The organism is Streptococcus cristatus (assembly GCF_019685515.1).
Lineage (GTDB): Bacteria > Bacillota > Bacilli > Lactobacillales > Streptococcaceae > Streptococcus.
Genome location: NZ_JABFFN010000001.1, coordinates 588,176 through 608,060, shown reverse-complemented (window position 1 = coordinate 608,060; position 19,885 = coordinate 588,176). Strand labels below are relative to the sequence as shown.

The window sequence follows — 19,885 nt, the reverse complement described above, 5'->3', positions numbered from 1 at the left end:
CTTAGCTAATTCGCCACTTGAGGTAGGCATCGATGAAACCATCAAGGTCTCCATCCATAACCTTATCTACTTGGGAAACTTCAAAGCTTGTACGGTGATCTTTTACCATAGTATAAGGTGTGAAGACATAAGAACGAATCTGACTTCCCCATGTGATTTCTTTTTTCTCACCCTTGAGGGAATCAACTTCCGCAGCTTTCTTTTCTTGCTCCATTTGATAGAGCTTAGCCTGCAACATCTTCATGGCACGATCTCTATTTCCATACTGGGTACGATCGACCGTTGATTGGACGACAGTTCCTGTAGGAATGTGTGTCAAACGCACACCTGTTGAAACTTTATTAACGTTTTGTCCACCAGCACCACCTGAACGGAAGGTATCCATTTTGATATCATCTTCACGAATCTCCACTTCGATAGTATCATCCAGTTCAGGCATAACCTCTACGGATGTAAATGAAGTATGGCGACGTTTGGCAGAGTCAAATGGTGAAATACGGACCAAACGGTGAACACCCATTTCTGATTTAAGTAGGCCATAAGCATTGGGACCTTCAAAAGACAAGGTCACAGACTTGATACCTGCTTCATCACCTGCTTGGTAATCCAAGACTTCTACTTTAAAGCCTTTTGCATTTCCATAACGAGTGTACATACGGAGCAACATATCCCCCCAGTCCTGAGCCTCAGTACCACCAGATCCTGGATGAATTTCCAAGATGGCATTATTATGGTCATAAGGTTCTGACAAGAGAAGGGTCATCTCGTAGTTGGCCATCATCTTATCCAACTCAGTTAGCTGCTCGACCAGTTCATCATGGACTGACTCGTCTTCTGCTAAAAAGTCCAACAAAATCTCAACTTCATCCTGCAACTCTTCCATTTTACGGAAGGTATTGTAGGTATTTTTTAATTCATTTAATTCTTGCGACGTTTTTTGGGCCGCGATATTATCGTTCCAAAAATCAGGTTCTGTCATCTTGTTTTCCAAGATGGCAATCTCTTCCTCTAAGCCTTCGAGGTCAAAGAGACCCCCTAAAAGAAGCTAATTTTTCACGATTTGCGTCAATTTTTTGACGAATTTCTGAAATGTCCATAGATACTCCTTTTCATATCGTTTTATTATACCATAATCTCTCATTTCTTTCCATATTTTGCTTTTCACCGCTTTTGATGGCAGAAGAAAAGAGGCTCTAAAGCCTCTTGTTTAAAGGACTTTAGCAGAGGTATGAGTAATCTCCTCCACTTGAATTCCTTCTTTTTCAAACTTATCTTTTAATGCAGTCAAATCGATTTTTCCATCAATTTGAACTTCGATGACGACCTTACCATCCTTACGTGGAATGTTAACAGTATGGGAAATATTTAAATCCTCTTCTACAATTAGAGCTACAATTTTTCCCAGCACTCCGACTTCATTTTCTGTAATGAAACGAACGCGAATTCCCTCTTCTCCGTATCCAGCGATTTCCAAGAAAGCCTGAAAAACATCGCGGTCTGTAATGACGCCGTAGACCTGATGATTGTCTACGACTGGTAATATCCCAATTTTATTTTTCAGCATCAGATAGGTTGCATCTTCTAGACTAGCATAGCCAGAAACAGTCACGACATCTCGAATCATTACATCTTTTACTTTGGTTTTATTCAGAAGATAATTCATCTCATAGATAGAGAGACTGGTTGCTTTAGATGGGCTGGCTTCCGCAATGGTTCCTTCTGTTACCAATCCGACTAATTGATCATTTTCGATAACAGGTAAACGGTGCAAACCTTGCTCGCGCATCAAATCTGCTGCGTGTGCTACAGTAGTATCTGGACTGATATAAACTACCTTACGGGTCATGAAATCTTTAACTGCCATGGGACTTCTCCTTCTATATTGCTACTTTTATTATACACTTTCTTAGAAAATCTATCAAACGCTTTCATCTCTTTTTCAAGATTTTGAATAATCTGAGAAATTTGCATAAAATGCCAGTGTAAGTTAAAAGGGAACCGAAGTCCCCTCTCTTCTTAAATCGTAACAGTGTCTCGATCTTTTATCATATAACGTTTCAACGGGCTAAGACTAGCTAGCCAGTATAGTAGACCGCCAAATAGCGCAGTAAAACCACTACCCGTTGTGATTAAAAAGATTGGACTTTGAATTTGTGCAGTTACAGGGTTGTAGACAAAAAGTACCGCTACCAATAAGGAGATAAATACGCAAGACAAGCCAACTAAGTTAAATCCTTTAGTATATTCGTAGGCGTCATGCCCTTCAAGGAAATAGGCTGAACGCAAGTCTAGTTTTCGTTTTCTCAAGATAAAGTAGTCGACAACAATCATACCAATAATTGGCCCCTGAATATAGGCAGCTAGGGAGATGAAGGATCCGAAATACTCTTCTACTCCTCCCCAGATAGTGAGTAGACTCACGTAAACCATGGCAATCCAAACCATTAGCTTATAACTTACTTTAGGCATCCCACTTTTGACAATCATACAGTTCACGTATGATCCTGTCCCCTGGGTTCCAATATTGGCAAAGGCTACTAGTAGTAGACTTAAGAGAGCAAAAGCTGGGGTGCTTAGAGTTGATAGCATGGTTGTTGGATCACTTTCATAAACGCCTGTTTTGACAAACATGGCTAGAGCCATGACTCCACCTGTCGCAACGAAGAATGAAGCCACAACTCCGTATGATAAGGCTGTAGCCCAATAACCACTGCGTTCTGATTTTGCTAAACGCGGTAAAACCAATGCCTGTGTAGACCAAGAGAAAGCAAAGGCAACATTTCCTTCCCCAGAGAGCATGAAGCGTTCTAATGGCGTCAAATCTCCTTGAGTGGCTGGTTGGATATTCATAATATCAGTTATAGGAACAGCGACAAAGCAGATTCCAACGATAATGAGACCGACAATCAACAAGGCGATAACCAAGAAGCGATTGGTCCATTTAATCACTTCCGGGCCTCCAAGAGCAATGAGCGTTCCAAGCAGAACACAGAGGGTACCAAGAATAGGCGCCCATACTCCCTTGTCCAAACCAAGGCCAAAATTGTTTGCCAAATGGATCATGGAACTGGCAAAAAGATTGGCCGCAACAGCGTACCATCCAAAGTTAGCCAAGCTAATAATGGTTGATAACAGAGCTACACCTCTTTTTCCTAGAACAGCTCTCAACCAAATCCACAAATCAATTCCATATTTAACCGCAAACAAAATAGGGAGACATTCAATAAAAACCCAGATAATGTTAAAGCTAAAAATATTTATCAACATTTGATTAAAGGTCAGATATTGAGCTACATAAGCCCCTTGGGTGTAACACCAAGTAGCAATGGCAAAACCACTTGTCGATAGAAAGAGATCCCAAAAAGAATACTGACGATCCTTATTGGTCATGGGAACAATTCCGGTTATGGTTTCTTGTTGGATATAGTCATTCATTTTAGACATGTTATTGAATTCCTCCCGTCATTGCTAAGATAATCAAAATAAGGTTGATTAGGACTATGGAGATGATTAAAATGAAATCACTTTTTAGGAAGGGTTGAACAAACTCGTAGTTTGGAGACTCCATTTCTTCCAATCTTCTCTTTGTTTCAGCTGCTACTAATTCTTCAATTTCGGATGTCGTTTTCATCTTAGTTTTCCTCCAAATACAAATCAAGGGCTAGTTGTCCATATTGTTTGGTATAGCGATACCAGATGTAGAGAAACTCACCAACTGGTTTTCCGACACTCTCCTGGAACAAAGCCCACAAGAACCAATAATATGAGGTCACTGCTACATAAGCCAAGTAGTGACGTTTGGTTTTCTTATCTGGTACTTCTTGTAGATACAATTCCAGTACTTTTTCAGCATCCTCTACGGTATAATTGGAACAAGCGATAAAGGTGCCCAAATCTCCTGCTGGCTCTCCCATTCCAGAATATTCCCAATCAATCAAGCTCATTTCACCTGCTTCATTTAACAAAAAATTAGGACTATAGGAATCTCCATGACAAAGGACAACCTGCTTCGGATCATTCTGTAAATTGTTTTTGAGAATTGAGACAGTTTTATCCAGTTCCTCGAGGCCATCAAACTCAAATCGATTTCTAGCCTTCAATTTTTCTCTAAAATCATCAATTCCCTCAAATTGGTCAAAGGAATGTCCCGTTTTTTCTCCAGATTGGTGTAACCGTCTCAAGAGATCCATTGCTTGTGCCACATCATCCCAATTATCATAATCCAGTTGCTTAGCATTGGGAATAAATTCTGAAATTTTCCAGCCCTCATCCTTGTTCATAGCTACAAAGGTACGGTCAATCTTTAATTTTGCAGCAATTTCCATTGAAGCTGCTTCACTAGCTCGATCGATATAATTTTCCGTTCCCCTACCCGGATGACGGTAAACATATTTTTTCCCTAGACAGTCAAATGAAAATGATGTGTTGGTTAACCCATCTTTTAGAGGTTTGATATTGACAATATCTGAAGCCACACACTTTAATGTCTTACAGATATTATCAATAATGGCCGAATCTGCATTTACCAAATAACGTTCATCAAATTGACGGAGTTCATCTAGTGAATCAAATTCTTTAACACTATCCGCTGAATAGTGGCGAGCTTCTAAAAGGAGTTCCTTGACATGGCGACTATAGTAATCCTCCCAAAGCTGTTCCCGATAAGGTTCGTGCTTAAACTCGGTTTCTAAAATTTCCTTGAATTTCTCGCTAAATGCACGGTCGAAATAAACGTGCCCCACCATGGCCCAAGTATTTTCCCCACCAATCTGGATATCAATGATGGTGTGATTCGAATCCTCTATAGCACAATATTCGTCCGTTTGACCTTCTGCAAATATAGTCGAGTAGTAACCTCTATAAATATATTGCTCAAAAGGATTTTCCACAAAATAATTATCCGATGAACAAATATAAGTATTGGAAAGTTGATCTTTAACCAACATAAGAGACGAACAGTTATTGTATTTGTAGTAATCATTATTCACTACAATTTTTACACCAAATTTCTCAGCAAGATAGAACATTTTTTCTTGTAGATAGCCTACGATAACGGTGATATCTTCTATGCCTGCTTCTTGCAGTTGTCTGATTTCCCTCTCTATTAAGCGTTCCCCCTTAACTTGAAGCAATCCTTTAGGAATTTCATAAGATAAAGGAGCAAAACGGCTACTCATGCCAGCAGCCATTATAATAGCATTTTCTACTCGATAGGGTTCTAAAACTTTCTGGCCTAGTTCTGTTAAGTGAAGCTCCTCATCAATCCACTTCTCTTCTTTCAGTTTTTTCACCAATGCATTAACTGTCCCTACAGATAGACCTAACTCTTCAGCTAACTGTCTCTGAGTAAAAGTCTTTTCTTTATGTGTCAACATAAAACGCAAAAGTCTAAATTGTTTTTCTGTTACCATTTCTTAGTCCTCCTGTTCAATTTCCACTTACCCATATTATAATATGAACAAAAATGACTGTCAATTCAAACACGAAATCATCTAGTTAAAATTAAGACACCATTTCATCTATTTCCAAAATCCAAATATAAACGAAAAAGCTCCTAAGTTGGAGCTCCAGAACATTTTATCATCTGATGATTAGGAAAGTAAGTCCCTGTTATATGATGATTGTTTGACCATCTTCATCTAACGATTGAAATGCCCCCAGACTATAGGGACATTGCTTATGCAATCCTTATCTGCCGACTAAAACAATCCACTGGATTGTTTTAGCCACCTAGATATGCTTTTCTGACTTCTTCTGATGAGGCGAGTTCTTTTCCTGTTCCTGATAGGACAATCTTTCCTGTTTCAAGGACATAACCACGGTCAGAGATAGCGAGGGCCTTGTTAGCGTTCTGTTCAATTAGAAGAACTGTTGTTCCTTGCTTCTGAATATCTTGAATGATATCAAAAATTTCTTGTATAAAGATAGGGGCAAGTCCCATTGACGGCTCATCCAAGAGGAGGAGCTTAGGTGTAGACATGAGCGCGCGTCCCATAGCCAGCATCTGTTGCTCTCCACCTGAAAGAGTTGCTGCATCTTGGTTTTTACGTTCTTCCAGACGAGGGAAACGTGAAAAGACTTTTTTCAAGTTAGCTTGATTTTCTTCACGATTTTTCTTCAAGAAAGCTCCCATTTCTAGATTTTCCATAACAGTCAAGCCAGGGAAAACATGACGTCCCTCAGGAACTTGTGAAAGGCCACCTGCCACGATTTTTTGAGCTGGTAACTTTTGAATTTCTTTTCCTAAAAACTGAATTTTACCAGCACTTGGACGAACCAAACCTGAAAGGGTACGAAGAATGGTTGTTTTACCAGCACCATTGGCACCAATCAAGGAAACAACTTCACCTTCATTAACCTCGAAACTTACATCACGAACTGCTTGGATCATACCGTAATGCACAGAGAGGTTTTCAACTTTTAACATAGACATTAGACTTCACCTCCTAGATAAGCTTCGATAACACGTTTATTCGTCTTAATTTCGTCAGGAGTTCCCTGAGCAATCAACCGACCATATTCAAGAACATAGATACGCTCAGTGACTTCCATAACCAAATTCATGTCGTGTTCAATGAGCATGATGGTAATTTTAAATTCATCTTTGATACGACGAATCAATTCTGTCAATTCAGCTGTTTCTTGAGGATTCATCCCAGCTGCAGGTTCATCCAAAAAAAGGATTTTAGGTTCTGTTGCCAGAGCACGAACGATTTCTAATCGACGTTGTTGACCATAGGCCAGATTCTTAGCAAGAGTATCTGCGTCACTATCCAAATCAAAAATCTTCAGCAAGTCCAAAGCTTTGCTTTTTAATTCTTCCTCATTCTTATAAAAAGCTGGTAGACGTAGAAAACTCGCAAGGACATGTTGTTTATGATGATTACTAAATGCAATCAAAACATTTTCCAAAACTGTCAAGTCCTTGAACAAACGAATATTTTGGAAAGTACGGCTGAGTCCAAGTGAAGCAATCTTATAGGGAGTTTTCCCATTGAGGAGGTGACCATCTAATGTCACAGTACCTTCGCTTGGTTCATAAACACCAGTCAAGAGATTGAAAAGGGTTGTTTTACCAGCCCCGTTCGGTCCAATCAGACCAACCAATTCTCCCTCGTTCAATTCAAGAGTGACATCTCCAACAGCTGTTAGACCGCCAAAATGTTTGGTTAATTGTTTAACTTCAAGTAGTGCCATTAGTTTTGTCCCTCCTTCTTAGATTTTTTAAAGAAACGTGATAGACTTAATTCCCATGTCCCAAGAAGTCCACCTGGTCTGAAAATCATCACCAATACAAGAGCCAAGGCGTAGATGATCATACGTATGCTAGCTACATCCTGAAGGAGCATATTTAAAATTCCTAAAACAATCGCTGAAACAATGGTACCAGTAATAGATCCAAGTCCACCAAATACAACGATAATCAACACGTTGATGGAATTAATAAAGGTGTAATCTTTTGGCACAACAGATCCGATAAAACCAGCCTGAAGTGAACCAGCAATACTTGCTGTAATGGCACCAAAGACAAAAGCGATAATCTTGATCTTTGTAGTGTTTACCCCAACAGATTCTGCAGCAATCTCATCCTCACGAACAGATAGAGTAGAGCGTCCAATCGGACTACGTAAGAAGTTAAGAGTTGCAATAGTTGTAATCACCACAAAAAGATAAACCATCTGCCAGTTGGTAAAGTTTGGAATACCCAAGATACCAGCAGCACCGTTGGTCAAACTTCCACCATTAATGATAAAGATACGAATGATTTCTGAAACACCTAGTGTCGCAACAGCCAGGTAGTCACCTTTTAAACGTAGTGTTGGGATCCCAACGAGCAAAGCGACTGCACCAGAAATCAAGGCACCCAAGACCATTGCGCCAAAGAAGGCACCATAGGTTGGTGATTTTGAGCCAATAATCGCTGCTGCATAAGCCCCAATCGCCATAAAACCAGCATGGCCGAGTGAGAATTGTCCTGAAAAACCAACGATTAAGTTCAAACCTACTGCAAGGATGATATTAATCCCAATTTGTTCTAAAATTTGGACATGGAATAGATTGAGAACACCAGCAGAAACCAGTACACTAATCAATCCATAACCCGCTAACAGAAGGAATAACCAGAGAATATTTACTTTAAGATTTGTCTTCATTGTTTACACCTTCTCTTTCACATTCTTACCAAGGATACCTGCAGGACGAATAATCAGAATCAAAAGCAAGATCCCATAAACGATGGCATCACGGAAATCAGACATACCAAAGGCAGTTGCAAAAGTTTCCAACAAGCCAATCACAAATCCCCCTAGAGCTGCACCAGGAATAATTCCGATACCACCGAGTACGGCCGCAACGAATGATTTCAGACCTGGAGTCACGCCCATCAAAGGTTCAAGAGAGTTGTAGTAAAGGGCAATGAGGACACCTGCCGCGCCAGCAAGGGCTGAACCCAAAGCAAAGGTAAAACTGATTGTACGATTTACATTAATTCCCATCAATTGAGCAGCATCACTATCAACTGATACCGCACGCATGGCTTTCCCCATTTTTGTTTTTTGGACGATCAATTGCAATAAAACCATCAAGAGTACAGAAACTGCTAAAATCATCAATTGAACATTTGTCAAGCTAATTGGCCCGAAATCAAAACGGACGGTTTCAATTGCTTGAGGGAAGGCACGAGTATTGGCGCCCACGAGATAAACCATTCCGTATTCCAGTAGGAAAGACACCCCGATGGCAGTAATCAATACAGCAATGCGTGTAGAGTGTCGCAAAGGACGGTAGGCAAGAAATTCAATCACAACACCAAGTAGTGCGGTTCCTGCCATTGAAATAATCAAAGCTAAAAAGAAATCCATTTGGAAGGAATTAATCAAAAAGTAACCAATAAAGGCACCTATCATATAAATATCACCGTGGGCGAAGTTGATGAGTTTGATAATTCCATAAACCATGGTATAACCCAAGGCCAAAAGTGCATAAACACTACCCAGAATTAAACCATTCACAAGTTGTTGGAGCATAGCATTCACTCTTTTCTATCGTTATTTTTTAGAAAATTTTCATCATTTTCACAAGTTCATAAACACCGAAACAGGGAGTGAGTCAAAGGCTCATTCCCTATTTCAACTACTATTCTAATGTTATGGTTTTACAACTTCTGCTGCTTCTACTTTACCATTGTTCATAGTCATCATGTAAGCAGTTTTCACTGTATTGTGGTCAGCATCAAAGCTTGTTTGACCAGTTACACCATCAAAATCTTTGGTTTTAGCAAGGTTGTCCTTGATTTCACCTGAGTTTTTAGCACCTTTTGCAGCATTTGCTACTAGGTAAACTGAGTCATAGGCCAAGGCTGAGAAGGTTGAAGGCTCTTCATTGTATTTAGCACGGTATGCTTCAAGGAAGGCTTTAGCTTTTTCAGAAACATCAACTGTAGTTGAGAATCCTGAGATGAAGTAAATGTTTGATGCTTTTTCAGCCGTTGCTTGTTGAACAAATTCTTCACCGTTAAATCCATCACCACCAACGATTGGTTTATCAATTCCCATACCACGGGCTTGGTTTACGATTTTACCTGCTTCTGTGTAGTAGCCTGGGACAACGATAGCGTCAAACTCTTTCCCTTTCATTTTAGTAAGGGCTGCTTGGAAGTCTGTATCACCTGCTACAAACGTTTCATCTGCTACAATCTCACCCTTGTAGGTTTCGCGGAAAGATTTAGCAATACCTTTAGCATAGTCACTAGCATTGTCCGTATAAAGAACAACCTTCTTAGCATTCAATTTGTTTGTCACATAGTTTGAAATAATCTTCCCTTGGAAGCTATCTTGGAATGTTCCGATAAATAGGTAATCTTGACCTTTAGTCAATCCATCTTGAGTAGCACTTGGTGAGATCAATGGCACTCCTGCTTTGGTAGCGTTAGCTACAGCTGCAGCAGTTGCACCAGATGTCGCAGGTCCTACAATGGCTGCTACTTTTGATTGGGTTACAAGGTTCGTTGTAACGGAAGCAGCTTCGGCAGTTTCTGACTTGTTGTCTTTGTCTACAACTTCGATTTGTTTTCCATCGATACCACCTGCTGCATTGATTTCATCAACGGCAAGTTGGGCCCCTTTTTGTTCAGATGTTCCGTAGGCTGCTACGGCACCTGTTTCTTCAAAATTAAATCCAATCTTAATTGTCTTTTCATCGACTGAGTTACCAGCAGCGTTTGAGGCTCCCGATTTGACCTCTCCACAAGCAGCGAGAAGGGCTACGCTAGCAAGGGCCACAAAAGATAGGGCAAATTTTTTCTTCATTTTTTATCTCCTTATAATGTTGTTCCAAAATAGTATGTTAAGAATATACCGAATTATCAGAAAATTGTCAACCTTTTTATTCACTTTTTTAAATGATAACGTTTTCTTCATTTCGATAGAGATTGCCAACAAAAGGAATTTCTAACTCTTGAATGTGACACCGTCTAATTTTCTTGATATATCTTTCCTTACCTAATCTCTCAACTAAGTCATCTAGCTCCTCAGTTGGAACATAGAGCTGCAAGTAACGATGCTTCTTAGAATGGTAACAGATGTCACCGTATTCCTGAAGTTTCTTTGCATCCCGATTATAGTAAAGATAGATGATTAATCCTGATCGATTGACCTTTTCAAACATGATAAATCCTCTTTCTAAGAAATCTTCTCCTATTATATCAAAAAAAGCAAACCCCGTCGAGTTTGCTTTTTAGGTTGGTTAGCTCAAAGAGTTGTTGGCCATGATTTCATCAATAAAACCATACTCAAGTGTTTCTTGGGCACTCATCCAGTAATCACGTTCTGCGTCTACATGAATTTGCTCAACTGTTTTACCAGAGTTATCTGCAAGAATTTGCTCCAAAGTCTTACGAGTTTTAAGTAAGTGCTCTGCAGCGATTGCCATATCTGTCTGTTGGGTACCACCACCTGTACCACCCATTGGTTGGTGAATCATGTACTCTGCATTTGGAAGCATGAAACGTTTGCCTTTTGCGCCACTTGATGCAATAATAGTCCCCATTGAGGCTGCCATCCCCATCACGATGGTTTGGACATCTGCCTTGATAAAGTTCATGGTATCAACGATTGCCAAACCGGCTGAAACAGAGCCCCCAGGCGTATTGACATAAAGGTAAATATCTTTTGTACTGTCTTGGGCATCCAAGAAGAGCAATTGGGCAATAACGGAGTTGGCCATGTTGTCTTCAACTGGTCCAGTCAACATGATGATACGATCTTTTAGTAGACGTGAGTAAATATCATAGGAACGTTCTCCACGGCTTGTTTGTTCAATAACTACAGGAATCATTCATTTCTCCTTTTAATGTTGAATTTTCTTAGTCATATGACTCAATACAGAACTATTATATCTTTTTGGTCAAAAAAGGTCAAATTTTTGCTCTATTCTCTAAACAGAAACAAAAACTCAACCTCCTTTCAAGTCAAAAACGAACTTCTAGTTCCAGTATTTACTTTGGAATCTTATTTGGTACCAAACAAACGGTCTCCAGCATCTCCAAGACCTGGTACGATATAACCATGTTCATTCAAGCGTTCATCCAAGGCTGCAGTAAAGATTTCTACATCAGGGTGAGCTTCTTGAAGAGCTTTCACTCCTTCTGGAGCAGATACCAGACAGACAAACTTGATATTTGATGCTCCACGTTTTTTGAGGGAATCTACAGCCAAGATTGCTGACCCACCTGTTGCAAGCATTGGATCAACGACAAAGATTTGACGTTGGTCAATATCCTCAGGCAATTTCACCAAGTATTCAACTGGTTGAAGGGTTTCTTCATCACGGTACATACCGATGTGTCCAACTTTTGCTGCTGGAACCAGATTCAAGAGACCATCTACCATCCCGATACCTGCACGCAAAATTGGGACAATCGCCAATTTTTTACCAGCCAATTGTTTTTGAACGGTCTTTGTGATAGGTGTTTCAATTTCAACGTCTTCAAGTGGAAGATCACGAAGTACTTCATATCCCATCAACATTGCAATCTCATCTACTAGCTCACGAAAAGCTTTTGTAGAAGTGTCTGTACGACGCAAGATTGACAATTTGTGTTGAATGAGTGGATGATTAATGACTTCAATTTTTCCCATTTTCTGAGTTCCTTCTTTCAATTTATTCTTCTTATTATATCAAAAAACGGTTTAAAAAGCTTTCTAAACCATTTATTTTTATTAATTTTTAAATCAAATCTGCCTCTTGAAGAGCTGTCTGAACAGTCTCTAATGGTAAATGGGTTAACTCGGTGCCTTTTTCATGATAAAGGTACTGGGCATAGTCATCCATTCGGTACTGGTTGATATAAACCACGCGCTTGCAACCAACTTGTAGCAGTTGTTTGGTGCAGTTCAGACAAGGGAAATGGGTCACATAGGCTGTAAATCCTCTGGGAACCCCTCGCTCAGCCCCTTGGAGAATAGCATTAACCTCGGCGTGAAGGGTTCGAACACAGTGACCTTCAATGACCAGACATTCGTGGTCAATACAGTGTTCCGTTCCTGATACGGAACCATTGTAGCCTGTTGAAATGACTTTATTGTCCTTAACGAGGACAGCTCCCACCTTGGCACGTTTACAGGTCGAACGATTGGCAATCAGTAAAGCCTGAGCTGCAAAGTACTCATCCCAAGCCAGTCTTTTTTCTGTCATAATTCTTCTCCTTATTCCCTATTTTTTGAAAAATGGCAAGCGTAAATCTGCAATCTTTTCAGCCGGAACCTTCATGCCATCCTTGATCCATTTGAGCAGAACCGATACGATGGCAGAACTCCAAAAGGAATGAAGATAGCTGCTGACACCTTTTGACTTTCCGTGGTATTTTTCTAGAAATTCCTGCATGGCTTGGACGAAAATCTTTTCCAAATGGTAGTCCAGAGCAAGTTGGATAACCTTGGCTTCTTTCTTGGCTGCTCTGAAAAGGTGAACCCAGACTAGATAAAGGTCGGTTTTGACATCGTAGTGGCTCAACTGTTCCATAATGTTATGGACACTGCGTTTAAAAACACTTTCCAAAATCTCTTCTTTGGAGTCATAGTTACGATAGAAGGCAGCACGAGAGACGCCCGCCCGCTTGACTAATTCTGAAATACTGATCTTTGCCAAGTCCTTTTTCTCTAGAAGTTGCAAAAGAGCCGTCTCGATTGCTTCTCTGGTTAAAAAATTGGATTCTTGATTTGATTTTCTGAGATTTTCAAGAGATTTTTCAGATATTCTACGTTCAGACATAACAATTTCTTTCTACTTGTAACAACAGAGAGGTGATACTTTTGTTTCAAGGACATTCATGATACAATTGTAAAAAAAGACAGAACCTTTGTCAATGTATAAGTGACAAAGATGGAGAATTTCTATGACTTGGAAGATTGTGGCTGACTCTGGTTGTGATTATCGTCAACTGGCAACTCCTGCTATTGATACTGAATTTGTTAGTGTTCCTTTAACCATTCAAGTAGCTGATCAGGTCTTTATCGATGATGCCAATCTCGACATTGACCACATGATGGAAACCATGTATGCGACTTCTGAGGCTTCAAAATCAGCTTGTCCTAGCCCTGATGATTACTTGCGTGCATTTGAAGGTGCAAAGCATATCTTTGTCGTTACCATTACTGGTACTCTTTCAGGTAGCCATAATAGTGCTCAGCTCGCTAAGAACATCTACCTTGAAGAACACCCTGACACTCAGATTCATGTGATTGATAGTTTATCTGCTGGTGGGGAAGTTGACCTAATTGTAGAAAAAATCAATGACTTGATTGATCAAGGACTTTCTTTTGAAGAAATTGTTGAAGCTATTACAGCCTACCAAAAAAAAACGAAGTTACTCTTTGTTCTTGCTAAAGTTGATAACTTAGTCAAAAATGGCCGTTTGAGTAAGCTTATCGGTGCAGTTGTTGGCCTTCTCAACATCCGTATGGTTGGGGAAGCAAGTGAAACTGGAACCCTAGAACTACTCCAGAAAGCGCGTGGACCAAAAAAATCTCTTCAAGCAGCCTATGAAGAACTCATCAAAGCTGGCTATGCTGGTGGTCGAATTGTCATGGCTCATCGCAGTAATGAAAAATTCTGTCAGCAATTGTCAGAACGCTTGCTAGAAACCTTCCCGCAAGCGGATATCAAAATCATCCCGACGTCTGGTCTCTGCAGTTTCTATGCGGAAGATGGCGGTTTGTTGATGGGATATGAAATTAACTAAGATTATGAGCAACAAGAGATGCCAAGCATCTCTTGTTTTTTGTGGTACAATAGAGCTATGAAACATTTTGATACTATTGTCATTGGTGGAGGGCCTGCGGGCATGATGGCTACCATCTCCAGTAGCTTTTATGGTCAGAAAACTCTTCTCATCGAAAAAAATCGGAAACTCGGAAAAAAATTAGCTGGTACTGGTGGTGGCCGTTGCAATGTAACTAACAACGGAAGTCTAGATGACCTACTAGCTGGCATCCCTGGAAATGGACGCTTTCTATATAGTGTCTTTTCCCAGTTTGATAACCATGATATCATCAACTTTTTCACCGAAAACGGTGTTAAACTAAAGGTTGAGGACCACGGCCGTGTCTTTCCCGCCAGCGACAAATCGCGAACCATAATCGAATCCTTGGAAAAGAAAATCACTGAACTTGGTGGGCAAATTGCTACTCAAACAGAAATTGTTTCGGTTAAAAAGATAGACGACCAGTTTGTCCTTAAGTCCGCAGACAAAAGCTTCACTTGTGATAAACTGATTGTCACAACTGGTGGTAAATCTTATCCTTCTACTGGATCGACTGGTTTTGGTCATGAGATTGCCCGTCATTTTAAGCACACCATTACCGAGCTTGAAGCCGCCGAAAGTCCTTTATTGACAGATTTTCCTCACAAGGCCTTGCAGGGAATCTCACTGGATGATGTGACGCTAAGTTATGGCAAGCATGTCATCACTCATGATCTGCTCTTTACCCACTTTGGTTTGTCAGGCCCTGCTGCTCTACGTATGTCTAGCTTTGTCAAGGGAGGAGAGATTCTCTCACTCGATGTTTTGCCTCATCTTTCTGAAAATGACTTGGCTGCATTTCTAGAAGAAAATCGGGAAAAATCCTTGAAAAATGCTTTGAAAACCTTGTTGCCAGAACGTTTAGCAGAATTTTTTGTACAAGGATTTCCTGAAAAAGTCAAACAGCTAACCGAAAAGGAACGCGAGCAGCTTCTCCAGTCCATCAAAGCCCTCAAAATTCCTGTTACTGGTAAAATGTCCCTTGCTAAGTCCTTTGTCACCAAAGGCGGTGTCAGTCTCAAAGAAATCAATCCTAAAACTCTGGAAAGCAAACTCGTTCCTGGGCTCTACTTTGCTGGCGAGGTACTGGATATCAATGCCCACACGGGTGGCTTTAACATTACTTCTGCCCTCTGTACTGGCTGGGTGGCCGGAAGTCTACATTATGATTAAACATTAAAGGATGGGAAAAATGAACAGAAGAGAGTCAGTCGAATTTGTCAACATGTGCATGATCAAAAATGGGGACAAGGTACTGGTTCAAGACCGAGTGAGTCCTGACTGGCCTGGCATTACCTTTCCTGGCGGGCATGTTGAACGTGGCGAATCCTTTGTTGACGCTGTCATTCGTGAAGTGAAAGAAGAAACTGGCCTAACTATTTCCAAACCCCAACTCTGTGGGGTCAAGGACTGGTACGACGACGAGGATTACCGTTATGTCGTCCTTTTATACAAGACCGAACACTTTACTGGTGAGCTCCAATCTTCAGACGAAGGAAAGGTTTGGTGGGAAGATTTTGAAAGTCTCTCACAACTAAAACTTGCAACCAATGATATGTCAGATATGCTTCGTGTATTTGTAGAGGAGGATCTCAGTGAATTCTTCTACTACAAAGACGGTGACGACTGGCTTTATGATTTGAAGTAAAAAATAGGCTAGGAAATTCCTAGCCTATTTATTCTGCATTTGTCCGAACGTAAGCTGCAACGGCATCTGATGTGTACTGGGCTGTACCAGGTCCAAATTTATCAATATTTTCCTTGAACTCTGGGTTATAGACGTATCCTTTACCGATATGACCGAATACTTCAATAGAGCAGTCAAATCCATAAGTACGAATGGCTTGCAAGAGTTTGGCTGCTTCTTCTTGGTTTTCAGCTGCTGTTGCAGGTAAACCAGCTTGAAGATTTTGTGCTAAGGCTTGAAAAACTTGGTTAAAGGCAGTCGTAGCCTCGTCTTCGCGGCCTTTTTGGCGCTCGAGAGCCTGATCCATGACTTCTTGTCCATATTTCTCTACTGCTTCTTGGTGGTATTTTTGATTGTCTTGATAGCTAAATCCAGTGAATTTTTCCTCAATAGTCATTTTTCTTTCTCCTTTTTGTTCTTGAATAGTTTTTTGCAAGGTGGAAATCAAGGTATCCAGATGTTGCCTTTCTCGAGTTAGATACTCCAACTGCCTCGTCAAATGGGGCAATAAATCTGTCCTTTCTTCCTTTAATAGCTCTGCTATTTTTTCTAAAGAAAAGCCTAGATATTTGTAGTAAAGAATGACCTGAAGGCGTTCCAAATCCTCTTGACTATATGTTCGATAGCCGTTTTCCGACTTTAAGGGGACCAAGAGTCCTATCTTATCGTAGTGGTGCAGGGTCTTGACAGAGACACCTGAAAGCTGCGCAGCTTCTTTTATATGGTACATGATTTCCTCCTTACAATGATAGTATAACCCCTCCTCTTAGGTCAGAGTCAAGTATTTTTGCGAAAATTTTTTAACTTTTTGAGAAAACTGTGAAAACTTGAAAATGGTTTTCTTGACAGGCCTTAGAAAACATGGTAGGATAGTCAAGTCTATCAATCAAACAGTAGGCTCATAGAGAGCCATTGAGAGAAGGCTATTTGACAACTCAAGTAGCCTTTTCTTATTTTAAAAAACAAAATTGGAGTTTAACTATGTCAGAAAAATCGCAATGGGGCTCGAAACTTGGCTTTATCCTAGCATCTGCTGGCTCAGCCATCGGGCTTGGTGCCGTTTGGAAGTTTCCTTACATGACTGCTGCAAATGGCGGTGGAAGCTTTTTACTGGTCTTTCTCATTTCTACCATTTTAATCGGTTTTCCACTCTTGCTAGCTGAATTTGCCCTTGGCCGAAGCGCTGGTGTTTCGGCTATCAAAACCTTTGGAAAACTTGGCAAGAATAACAAGTACAACTTCATCGGTTGGATTGGTGCCTTTGCCCTCTTTATCCTCTTATCTTTCTACAGTGTTATCGGGGGATGGATTTTAGTCTATCTAGGCATTGAGTTTGGGAAATTGTTCCAGCTTGGTGGAGCGGGTGATTATGCTCAGTTATTTACTTCGATCATTTCAAATCCAGCCATTGCTCTAGGGGCTCAAGCTGCCTTTATCTTGTTGAATATCTTTATTGTATCACGTGGAGTACAAAAAGGGATTGAAAGAGCTTCAAAGGTTATGATGCCTCTGCTCTTTATCATCTTTGTAATCATCATCGGGCGCTCTCTCAGTTTGCCAAATGCCATGGAAGGCGTTCTTTACTTCCTCAAACCAGATTTTTCAAAACTGACCAGTGCTGGTCTCCTCTATGCTCTGGGACAATCTTTCTTTGCCCTTTCACTTGGAGTTACAGCCATGCTGACCTATGCATCTTACTTGGACAAGAAAACCAATCTAGTCCAATCAGGGATTTCCATTGTCGCTATGAACATCTCTGTATCTATCATGGCAGGTCTGGCCATTTTCCCTGCTATGTCAGCCTTCAATATCCAGTCTGAAGGTGGACCAAGTCTCCTCTTTATCGTCTTGCCTCAACTCTTTGACAAGATGCCTTTCGGAACCATTTTCTACATCCTATTCCTCTTGCTCTTCCTCTTTGCGACGGTCACTTCTTCTGTCGTGATGCTGGAAATCAATGTGGGCAATATCACCAACCAGGATAACAGCAAACGTGCCAAATGGAGTGCCATTTTAGGAAACTTGACCTTCGCCTTTGGAATTCCTTCAGCCCTATCCTATGGAGTTATGGCGGATGTTCACATCTTTGGAAAGACCTTCTTTGATGCCATGGATTTCTTGGTTTCCAATCTCCTCATGCCATTTGGAGCTCTCTGCCTGTCACTTTTTACAGGCTACATCTTTAAAAAGGCTCTTGCTATGGAGGAACTCCATCTCGATGAAAGAGCATGGAAACAGGGACTTTTCCAAGTCTGGCTCTTCCTCCTTCGTTTCATCATTCCAATCATCATCATCGTGGTTTTTATAGCCCAATTTATGTAATCAAAAAGGACTTGAGTAGTGAACTCAGGCCCTTTCTTTTTATGGATGACTAACAATCAATTCCAAATTTTGCCCTTCTAAAGTCCAAGATTCAACATCACTTGGTAGGATAAAGTGGCTGCCTTTTTGGATTGGATAGTTTTTTCCGTCAACAGTAAGCTGACCTTGACCAGCCAAGACGCTAAACAAGCTGTAGTCAGCTGTCTTTTCAAAATCAACTTTTCCAGTGATTTCCCACTTGTAAACTGCAAAGAATTCATTAGAAACAAGGAGAGTGGAACGCAAATCATCTGCTTTGACAGTGACAGGACGGCTATTAGCAGGCTCACCAATGTTTAAAACATCGATAGATTTTTCAAGGTGAAGTTCACGCAAGTTGCCCTTGTCGTCCTTACGGTCAAAGTCATAGACACGGTAGGTGGTATCGCTAGACTGCTGGGTTTCAAGAATCAAGATACCTGCACCGATAGCGTGCATGGTACCACTTGGCACATAGAAGAAATCTCCAGCCTTAACTGGCACTTTTGTCAGTAAGGCATCCCAGTTCTTGTCTTCGATTTGCTGGCGGAGTTCTTCTTTTGACTTGGCATTGTGACCATAGATAATCTCTGAACCTTCGTCTGCTGCGATGATATACCAGCACTCTGTTTTTCCAAGTTCGCCTTCATACTCTAGTCCATAGGCATCGTCTGGGTGAACTTGGACGCTGAGCCAGTCATTGGCATCGAGAATTTTGGTCAACAGTGGAAATACAGGCTCTGGACGATTGCCAAACAATTCACGGTGTTCCGCATACAATGTGGCTAGGTCTGTTCCCTCAAAGCGCCCATTAGCGACCTTAGAAACTCCATTTGGGTGAGCTGAGATAGCCCAGTATTCTCCGATTTTTTCACTTGGAATGTCGTAACCAAACTCATCACGTAGCTTGGTTCCACCCCAGATTTTTTCTTGCATAACTGATTGTAAAAATAATGGTTCTGACATGTCGATCTCCTGTCTGATTTTTCTCCCCTCATTATAGCAAAAAAAGAGTTCGAATTGAACTCTTTTTCCTATCTTATAAAGTAGGGAGAAGATTTTATAAAAATTGTGAAGAAATCCCCTCTTATGCTATAACTTTTGTTGGCAATCAAACTCTACTATGACCCTATTTCATACGATAAAAATCAATCACTAAACCAGCAGAGCCTTTAACTAGTAGAGACTCTGTTCCCCAATCCGTTTCACAAGGGTCGTGTAAAATCTCAGTACCAATTTCTTTCAATCGTTTGTAGTTCTGGTCTAGATTCTCAACCTCAATATGAAGAATGATTCCTGACTGAAAGTTTTCCAAAGGAACCAAATGATTTTGGGACAACATAAGACAATGACTGCCAATCGTAAACTGAGCAAAACCATCATCAACATAATCAGCTTTTTTATCCAAAATATGCTCCAAGTCAGCACAGACCTGGAGAACATTTGAAACAATAATATCTAATTGATTTAAATTCATCGATTATCCTCCATAAAAAGACCGGATTGCTCCGATCTTTTCAAGTTCGACTCTAAGAAAATCAAAGAGTAAAATCTTCAAT

General features: G+C 40.6%; 22 protein-coding genes. 4 read left to right on the top strand and 18 right to left on the bottom strand.

What is annotated here, in order from left to right:
* Position 1: 1 nt before the first annotated feature.
* From prfB to FOA33_RS02850, 15 genes are all read right to left on the bottom strand, one after another.
* Positions 2 to 1,097, bottom strand: a protein-coding gene (gene prfB, locus FOA33_RS02920) for a peptide chain release factor 2 (protein ID WP_142357139.1) whose coding sequence is annotated in 2 segments (ribosomal slippage) — positions 2 to 1,024 and positions 1,026 to 1,097 — 1,095 coding nt in all. Because the reading frame shifts where the segments join, the coding sequence is not laid out codon by codon here.
* 110 nt (positions 1,098 to 1,207) lie between these two features.
* Complete coding sequence (locus FOA33_RS02915; protein ID WP_000268643.1) at positions 1,208 to 1,864, bottom strand: CBS domain-containing protein; 657 nt, start codon at positions 1,862 to 1,864, stop codon at positions 1,208 to 1,210.
* A gap of 152 nt (positions 1,865 to 2,016) precedes the next feature.
* The gene (locus FOA33_RS02910; protein WP_221160581.1) at positions 2,017 to 3,444 is read right to left on the bottom strand and encodes a cytosine permease; all 1,428 of its coding nucleotides are present in this window, start codon (positions 3,442 to 3,444) and stop codon (positions 2,017 to 2,019) included.
* A 1-nt stretch (position 3,445) separates the two neighbouring features.
* The gene (locus FOA33_RS02905) at positions 3,446 to 3,631 is read right to left on the bottom strand and encodes a hypothetical protein (protein ID WP_033584961.1); all 186 of its coding nucleotides are present in this window, start codon (positions 3,629 to 3,631) and stop codon (positions 3,446 to 3,448) included.
* A 1-nt stretch (position 3,632) separates the two neighbouring features.
* Entirely contained in the window at positions 3,633 to 5,411 is a 1,779-nt protein-coding gene (locus FOA33_RS02900; RefSeq protein WP_221160580.1) for a phosphotransferase, read from the bottom strand.
* Positions 5,412 to 5,722: 311 nt separating this feature from the next.
* Entirely contained in the window at positions 5,723 to 6,433 is a 711-nt protein-coding gene (locus FOA33_RS02895) for an ABC transporter ATP-binding protein (protein ID WP_000062209.1), read from the bottom strand.
* The gene (locus FOA33_RS02890; RefSeq protein WP_221160579.1) at positions 6,433 to 7,197 is read right to left on the bottom strand and encodes an ABC transporter ATP-binding protein; all 765 of its coding nucleotides are present in this window, start codon (positions 7,195 to 7,197) and stop codon (positions 6,433 to 6,435) included. Before FOA33_RS02890 ends, FOA33_RS02895 begins: the two co-directional genes overlap by 1 nt.
* Positions 7,197 to 8,153, bottom strand: coding sequence for a branched-chain amino acid ABC transporter permease (locus FOA33_RS02885; RefSeq protein ID WP_221160578.1), 957 nt, complete (start codon positions 8,151 to 8,153; stop codon positions 7,197 to 7,199). The genes FOA33_RS02890 and FOA33_RS02885 overlap by 1 nt, the downstream gene beginning before the upstream one ends.
* A gap of 3 nt (positions 8,154 to 8,156) precedes the next feature.
* The gene (locus FOA33_RS02880) at positions 8,157 to 9,026 is read right to left on the bottom strand and encodes a branched-chain amino acid ABC transporter permease (RefSeq protein WP_221160577.1); all 870 of its coding nucleotides are present in this window, start codon (positions 9,024 to 9,026) and stop codon (positions 8,157 to 8,159) included.
* Between the two features lie 120 nt (positions 9,027 to 9,146).
* Positions 9,147 to 10,307, bottom strand: a complete 1,161-nt coding sequence (locus tag FOA33_RS02875; RefSeq protein WP_000726111.1) for an ABC transporter substrate-binding protein — start codon at positions 10,305 to 10,307, stop codon at positions 9,147 to 9,149.
* An 88-nt stretch (positions 10,308 to 10,395) separates the two neighbouring features.
* Positions 10,396 to 10,665, bottom strand: coding sequence for a YlbG family protein (locus FOA33_RS02870; RefSeq protein WP_221160576.1), 270 nt, complete (start codon positions 10,663 to 10,665; stop codon positions 10,396 to 10,398).
* A gap of 78 nt (positions 10,666 to 10,743) precedes the next feature.
* Positions 10,744 to 11,334 (bottom strand): ATP-dependent Clp protease proteolytic subunit, encoded by a 591-nt coding sequence (locus FOA33_RS02865; protein WP_000613462.1) that lies wholly within the window; start codon positions 11,332 to 11,334, stop codon positions 10,744 to 10,746.
* Between the two features lie 173 nt (positions 11,335 to 11,507).
* The gene (upp, locus tag FOA33_RS02860) at positions 11,508 to 12,137 is read right to left on the bottom strand and encodes a uracil phosphoribosyltransferase (RefSeq protein ID WP_000515972.1); all 630 of its coding nucleotides are present in this window, start codon (positions 12,135 to 12,137) and stop codon (positions 11,508 to 11,510) included.
* 88 nt (positions 12,138 to 12,225) lie between these two features.
* Entirely contained in the window at positions 12,226 to 12,693 is a 468-nt protein-coding gene (locus tag FOA33_RS02855) for a deoxycytidylate deaminase (RefSeq protein WP_000136990.1), read from the bottom strand.
* A gap of 18 nt (positions 12,694 to 12,711) precedes the next feature.
* Complete coding sequence (locus tag FOA33_RS02850; protein WP_033584950.1) at positions 12,712 to 13,269, bottom strand: TetR/AcrR family transcriptional regulator; 558 nt, start codon at positions 13,267 to 13,269, stop codon at positions 12,712 to 12,714.
* A 124-nt stretch (positions 13,270 to 13,393) separates the two neighbouring features.
* Between FOA33_RS02850 and FOA33_RS02845 the strand changes: the two genes are divergently transcribed.
* From FOA33_RS02845 to FOA33_RS02835, 3 genes are read left to right on the top strand one after another with little or no spacing between them, the layout of a single operon-like run.
* Positions 13,394 to 14,239, top strand: a complete 846-nt coding sequence (locus FOA33_RS02845; RefSeq protein WP_221160575.1) for a DegV family protein — start codon at positions 13,394 to 13,396, stop codon at positions 14,237 to 14,239.
* A 57-nt stretch (positions 14,240 to 14,296) separates the two neighbouring features.
* On the top strand, positions 14,297 to 15,472 hold the full coding sequence (locus FOA33_RS02840) for a BaiN/RdsA family NAD(P)/FAD-dependent oxidoreductase (RefSeq protein WP_221160574.1): 1,176 nt from the start codon (positions 14,297 to 14,299) through the stop codon (positions 15,470 to 15,472).
* Between the two features lie 19 nt (positions 15,473 to 15,491).
* Entirely contained in the window at positions 15,492 to 15,947 is a 456-nt protein-coding gene (locus FOA33_RS02835) for an 8-oxo-dGTP diphosphatase (protein ID WP_221160573.1), read from the top strand.
* 28 nt (positions 15,948 to 15,975) lie between these two features.
* Here the strand turns inward: FOA33_RS02835 and FOA33_RS02830 are convergent, their stop codons facing one another.
* Positions 15,976 to 16,716: a MerR family transcriptional regulator gene (locus tag FOA33_RS02830; protein ID WP_221160572.1), complete on the bottom strand. Its 741-nt coding sequence runs from the start codon at positions 16,714 to 16,716 to the stop codon at positions 15,976 to 15,978.
* Between the two features lie 251 nt (positions 16,717 to 16,967).
* On the opposite strand from FOA33_RS02830, the gene FOA33_RS02825 reads away from it, so the two are divergent.
* The gene (locus tag FOA33_RS02825; RefSeq protein ID WP_221160571.1) at positions 16,968 to 18,308 is read left to right on the top strand and encodes a sodium-dependent transporter; all 1,341 of its coding nucleotides are present in this window, start codon (positions 16,968 to 16,970) and stop codon (positions 18,306 to 18,308) included.
* 39 nt (positions 18,309 to 18,347) lie between these two features.
* On the opposite strand, the gene manA is transcribed toward FOA33_RS02825, so the two are convergent.
* Together manA and FOA33_RS02815 are read right to left on the bottom strand one after the other, a co-directional pair.
* Positions 18,348 to 19,292 carry a mannose-6-phosphate isomerase, class I gene (gene manA / locus FOA33_RS02820; protein WP_221160570.1) on the bottom strand — a complete coding sequence of 315 codons (945 nt, stop codon included), beginning with the start codon at positions 19,290 to 19,292 and terminating at the stop codon, positions 18,348 to 18,350.
* 163 nt (positions 19,293 to 19,455) lie between these two features.
* Positions 19,456 to 19,803 (bottom strand): VOC family protein, encoded by a 348-nt coding sequence (locus tag FOA33_RS02815; protein ID WP_221160569.1) that lies wholly within the window; start codon positions 19,801 to 19,803, stop codon positions 19,456 to 19,458.
* Positions 19,804 to 19,885 lie beyond the last annotated feature (82 nt).

What these genes read in the sequence shown, in the direction of transcription:
- manA (WP_221160570.1), bottom strand. Translation starts at nt 19,292, where the DNA reads ATGTCAGAACCATTATTTTTACAATCAGTTATGCAAGAAAAAATCTGG.
- FOA33_RS02850 (WP_033584950.1), bottom strand. Translation starts at nt 13,269, where the DNA reads ATGTCTGAACGTAGAATATCTGAAAAATCTCTTGAAAATCTCAGAAAA.
- FOA33_RS02830 (WP_221160572.1), bottom strand. Translation starts at nt 16,716, where the DNA reads ATGTACCATATAAAAGAAGCTGCGCAGCTTTCAGGTGTCTCTGTCAAG.
- FOA33_RS02815 (WP_221160569.1), bottom strand. Translation starts at nt 19,803, where the DNA reads ATGAATTTAAATCAATTAGATATTATTGTTTCAAATGTTCTCCAGGTC.
- upp (WP_000515972.1), bottom strand. Translation starts at nt 12,137, where the DNA reads ATGGGAAAAATTGAAGTCATTAATCATCCACTCATTCAACACAAATTG.
- FOA33_RS02825 (WP_221160571.1), top strand. Translation starts at nt 16,968, where the DNA reads ATGTCAGAAAAATCGCAATGGGGCTCGAAACTTGGCTTTATCCTAGCA.
- FOA33_RS02890 (WP_221160579.1), bottom strand. Translation starts at nt 7,197, where the DNA reads ATGGCACTACTTGAAGTTAAACAATTAACCAAACATTTTGGCGGTCTA.
- FOA33_RS02895 (WP_000062209.1), bottom strand. Translation starts at nt 6,433, where the DNA reads ATGTCTATGTTAAAAGTTGAAAACCTCTCTGTGCATTACGGTATGATC.
- FOA33_RS02840 (WP_221160574.1), top strand. Translation starts at nt 14,297, where the DNA reads ATGAAACATTTTGATACTATTGTCATTGGTGGAGGGCCTGCGGGCATG.
- FOA33_RS02880 (WP_221160577.1), bottom strand. Translation starts at nt 9,026, where the DNA reads ATGCTCCAACAACTTGTGAATGGTTTAATTCTGGGTAGTGTTTATGCA.
- FOA33_RS02915 (WP_000268643.1), bottom strand. Translation starts at nt 1,864, where the DNA reads ATGGCAGTTAAAGATTTCATGACCCGTAAGGTAGTTTATATCAGTCCA.
- FOA33_RS02900 (WP_221160580.1), bottom strand. Translation starts at nt 5,411, where the DNA reads ATGGTAACAGAAAAACAATTTAGACTTTTGCGTTTTATGTTGACACAT.
- FOA33_RS02905 (WP_033584961.1), bottom strand. Translation starts at nt 3,631, where the DNA reads ATGAAAACGACATCCGAAATTGAAGAATTAGTAGCAGCTGAAACAAAG.
- FOA33_RS02885 (WP_221160578.1), bottom strand. Translation starts at nt 8,153, where the DNA reads ATGAAGACAAATCTTAAAGTAAATATTCTCTGGTTATTCCTTCTGTTA.
- FOA33_RS02835 (WP_221160573.1), top strand. Translation starts at nt 15,492, where the DNA reads ATGAACAGAAGAGAGTCAGTCGAATTTGTCAACATGTGCATGATCAAA.
- FOA33_RS02855 (WP_000136990.1), bottom strand. Translation starts at nt 12,693, where the DNA reads ATGACAGAAAAAAGACTGGCTTGGGATGAGTACTTTGCAGCTCAGGCT.
- FOA33_RS02845 (WP_221160575.1), top strand. Translation starts at nt 13,394, where the DNA reads ATGACTTGGAAGATTGTGGCTGACTCTGGTTGTGATTATCGTCAACTG.
- FOA33_RS02865 (WP_000613462.1), bottom strand. Translation starts at nt 11,334, where the DNA reads ATGATTCCTGTAGTTATTGAACAAACAAGCCGTGGAGAACGTTCCTAT.
- FOA33_RS02875 (WP_000726111.1), bottom strand. Translation starts at nt 10,307, where the DNA reads ATGAAGAAAAAATTTGCCCTATCTTTTGTGGCCCTTGCTAGCGTAGCC.
- FOA33_RS02870 (WP_221160576.1), bottom strand. Translation starts at nt 10,665, where the DNA reads ATGTTTGAAAAGGTCAATCGATCAGGATTAATCATCTATCTTTACTAT.
- FOA33_RS02910 (WP_221160581.1), bottom strand. Translation starts at nt 3,444, where the DNA reads ATGTCTAAAATGAATGACTATATCCAACAAGAAACCATAACCGGAATT.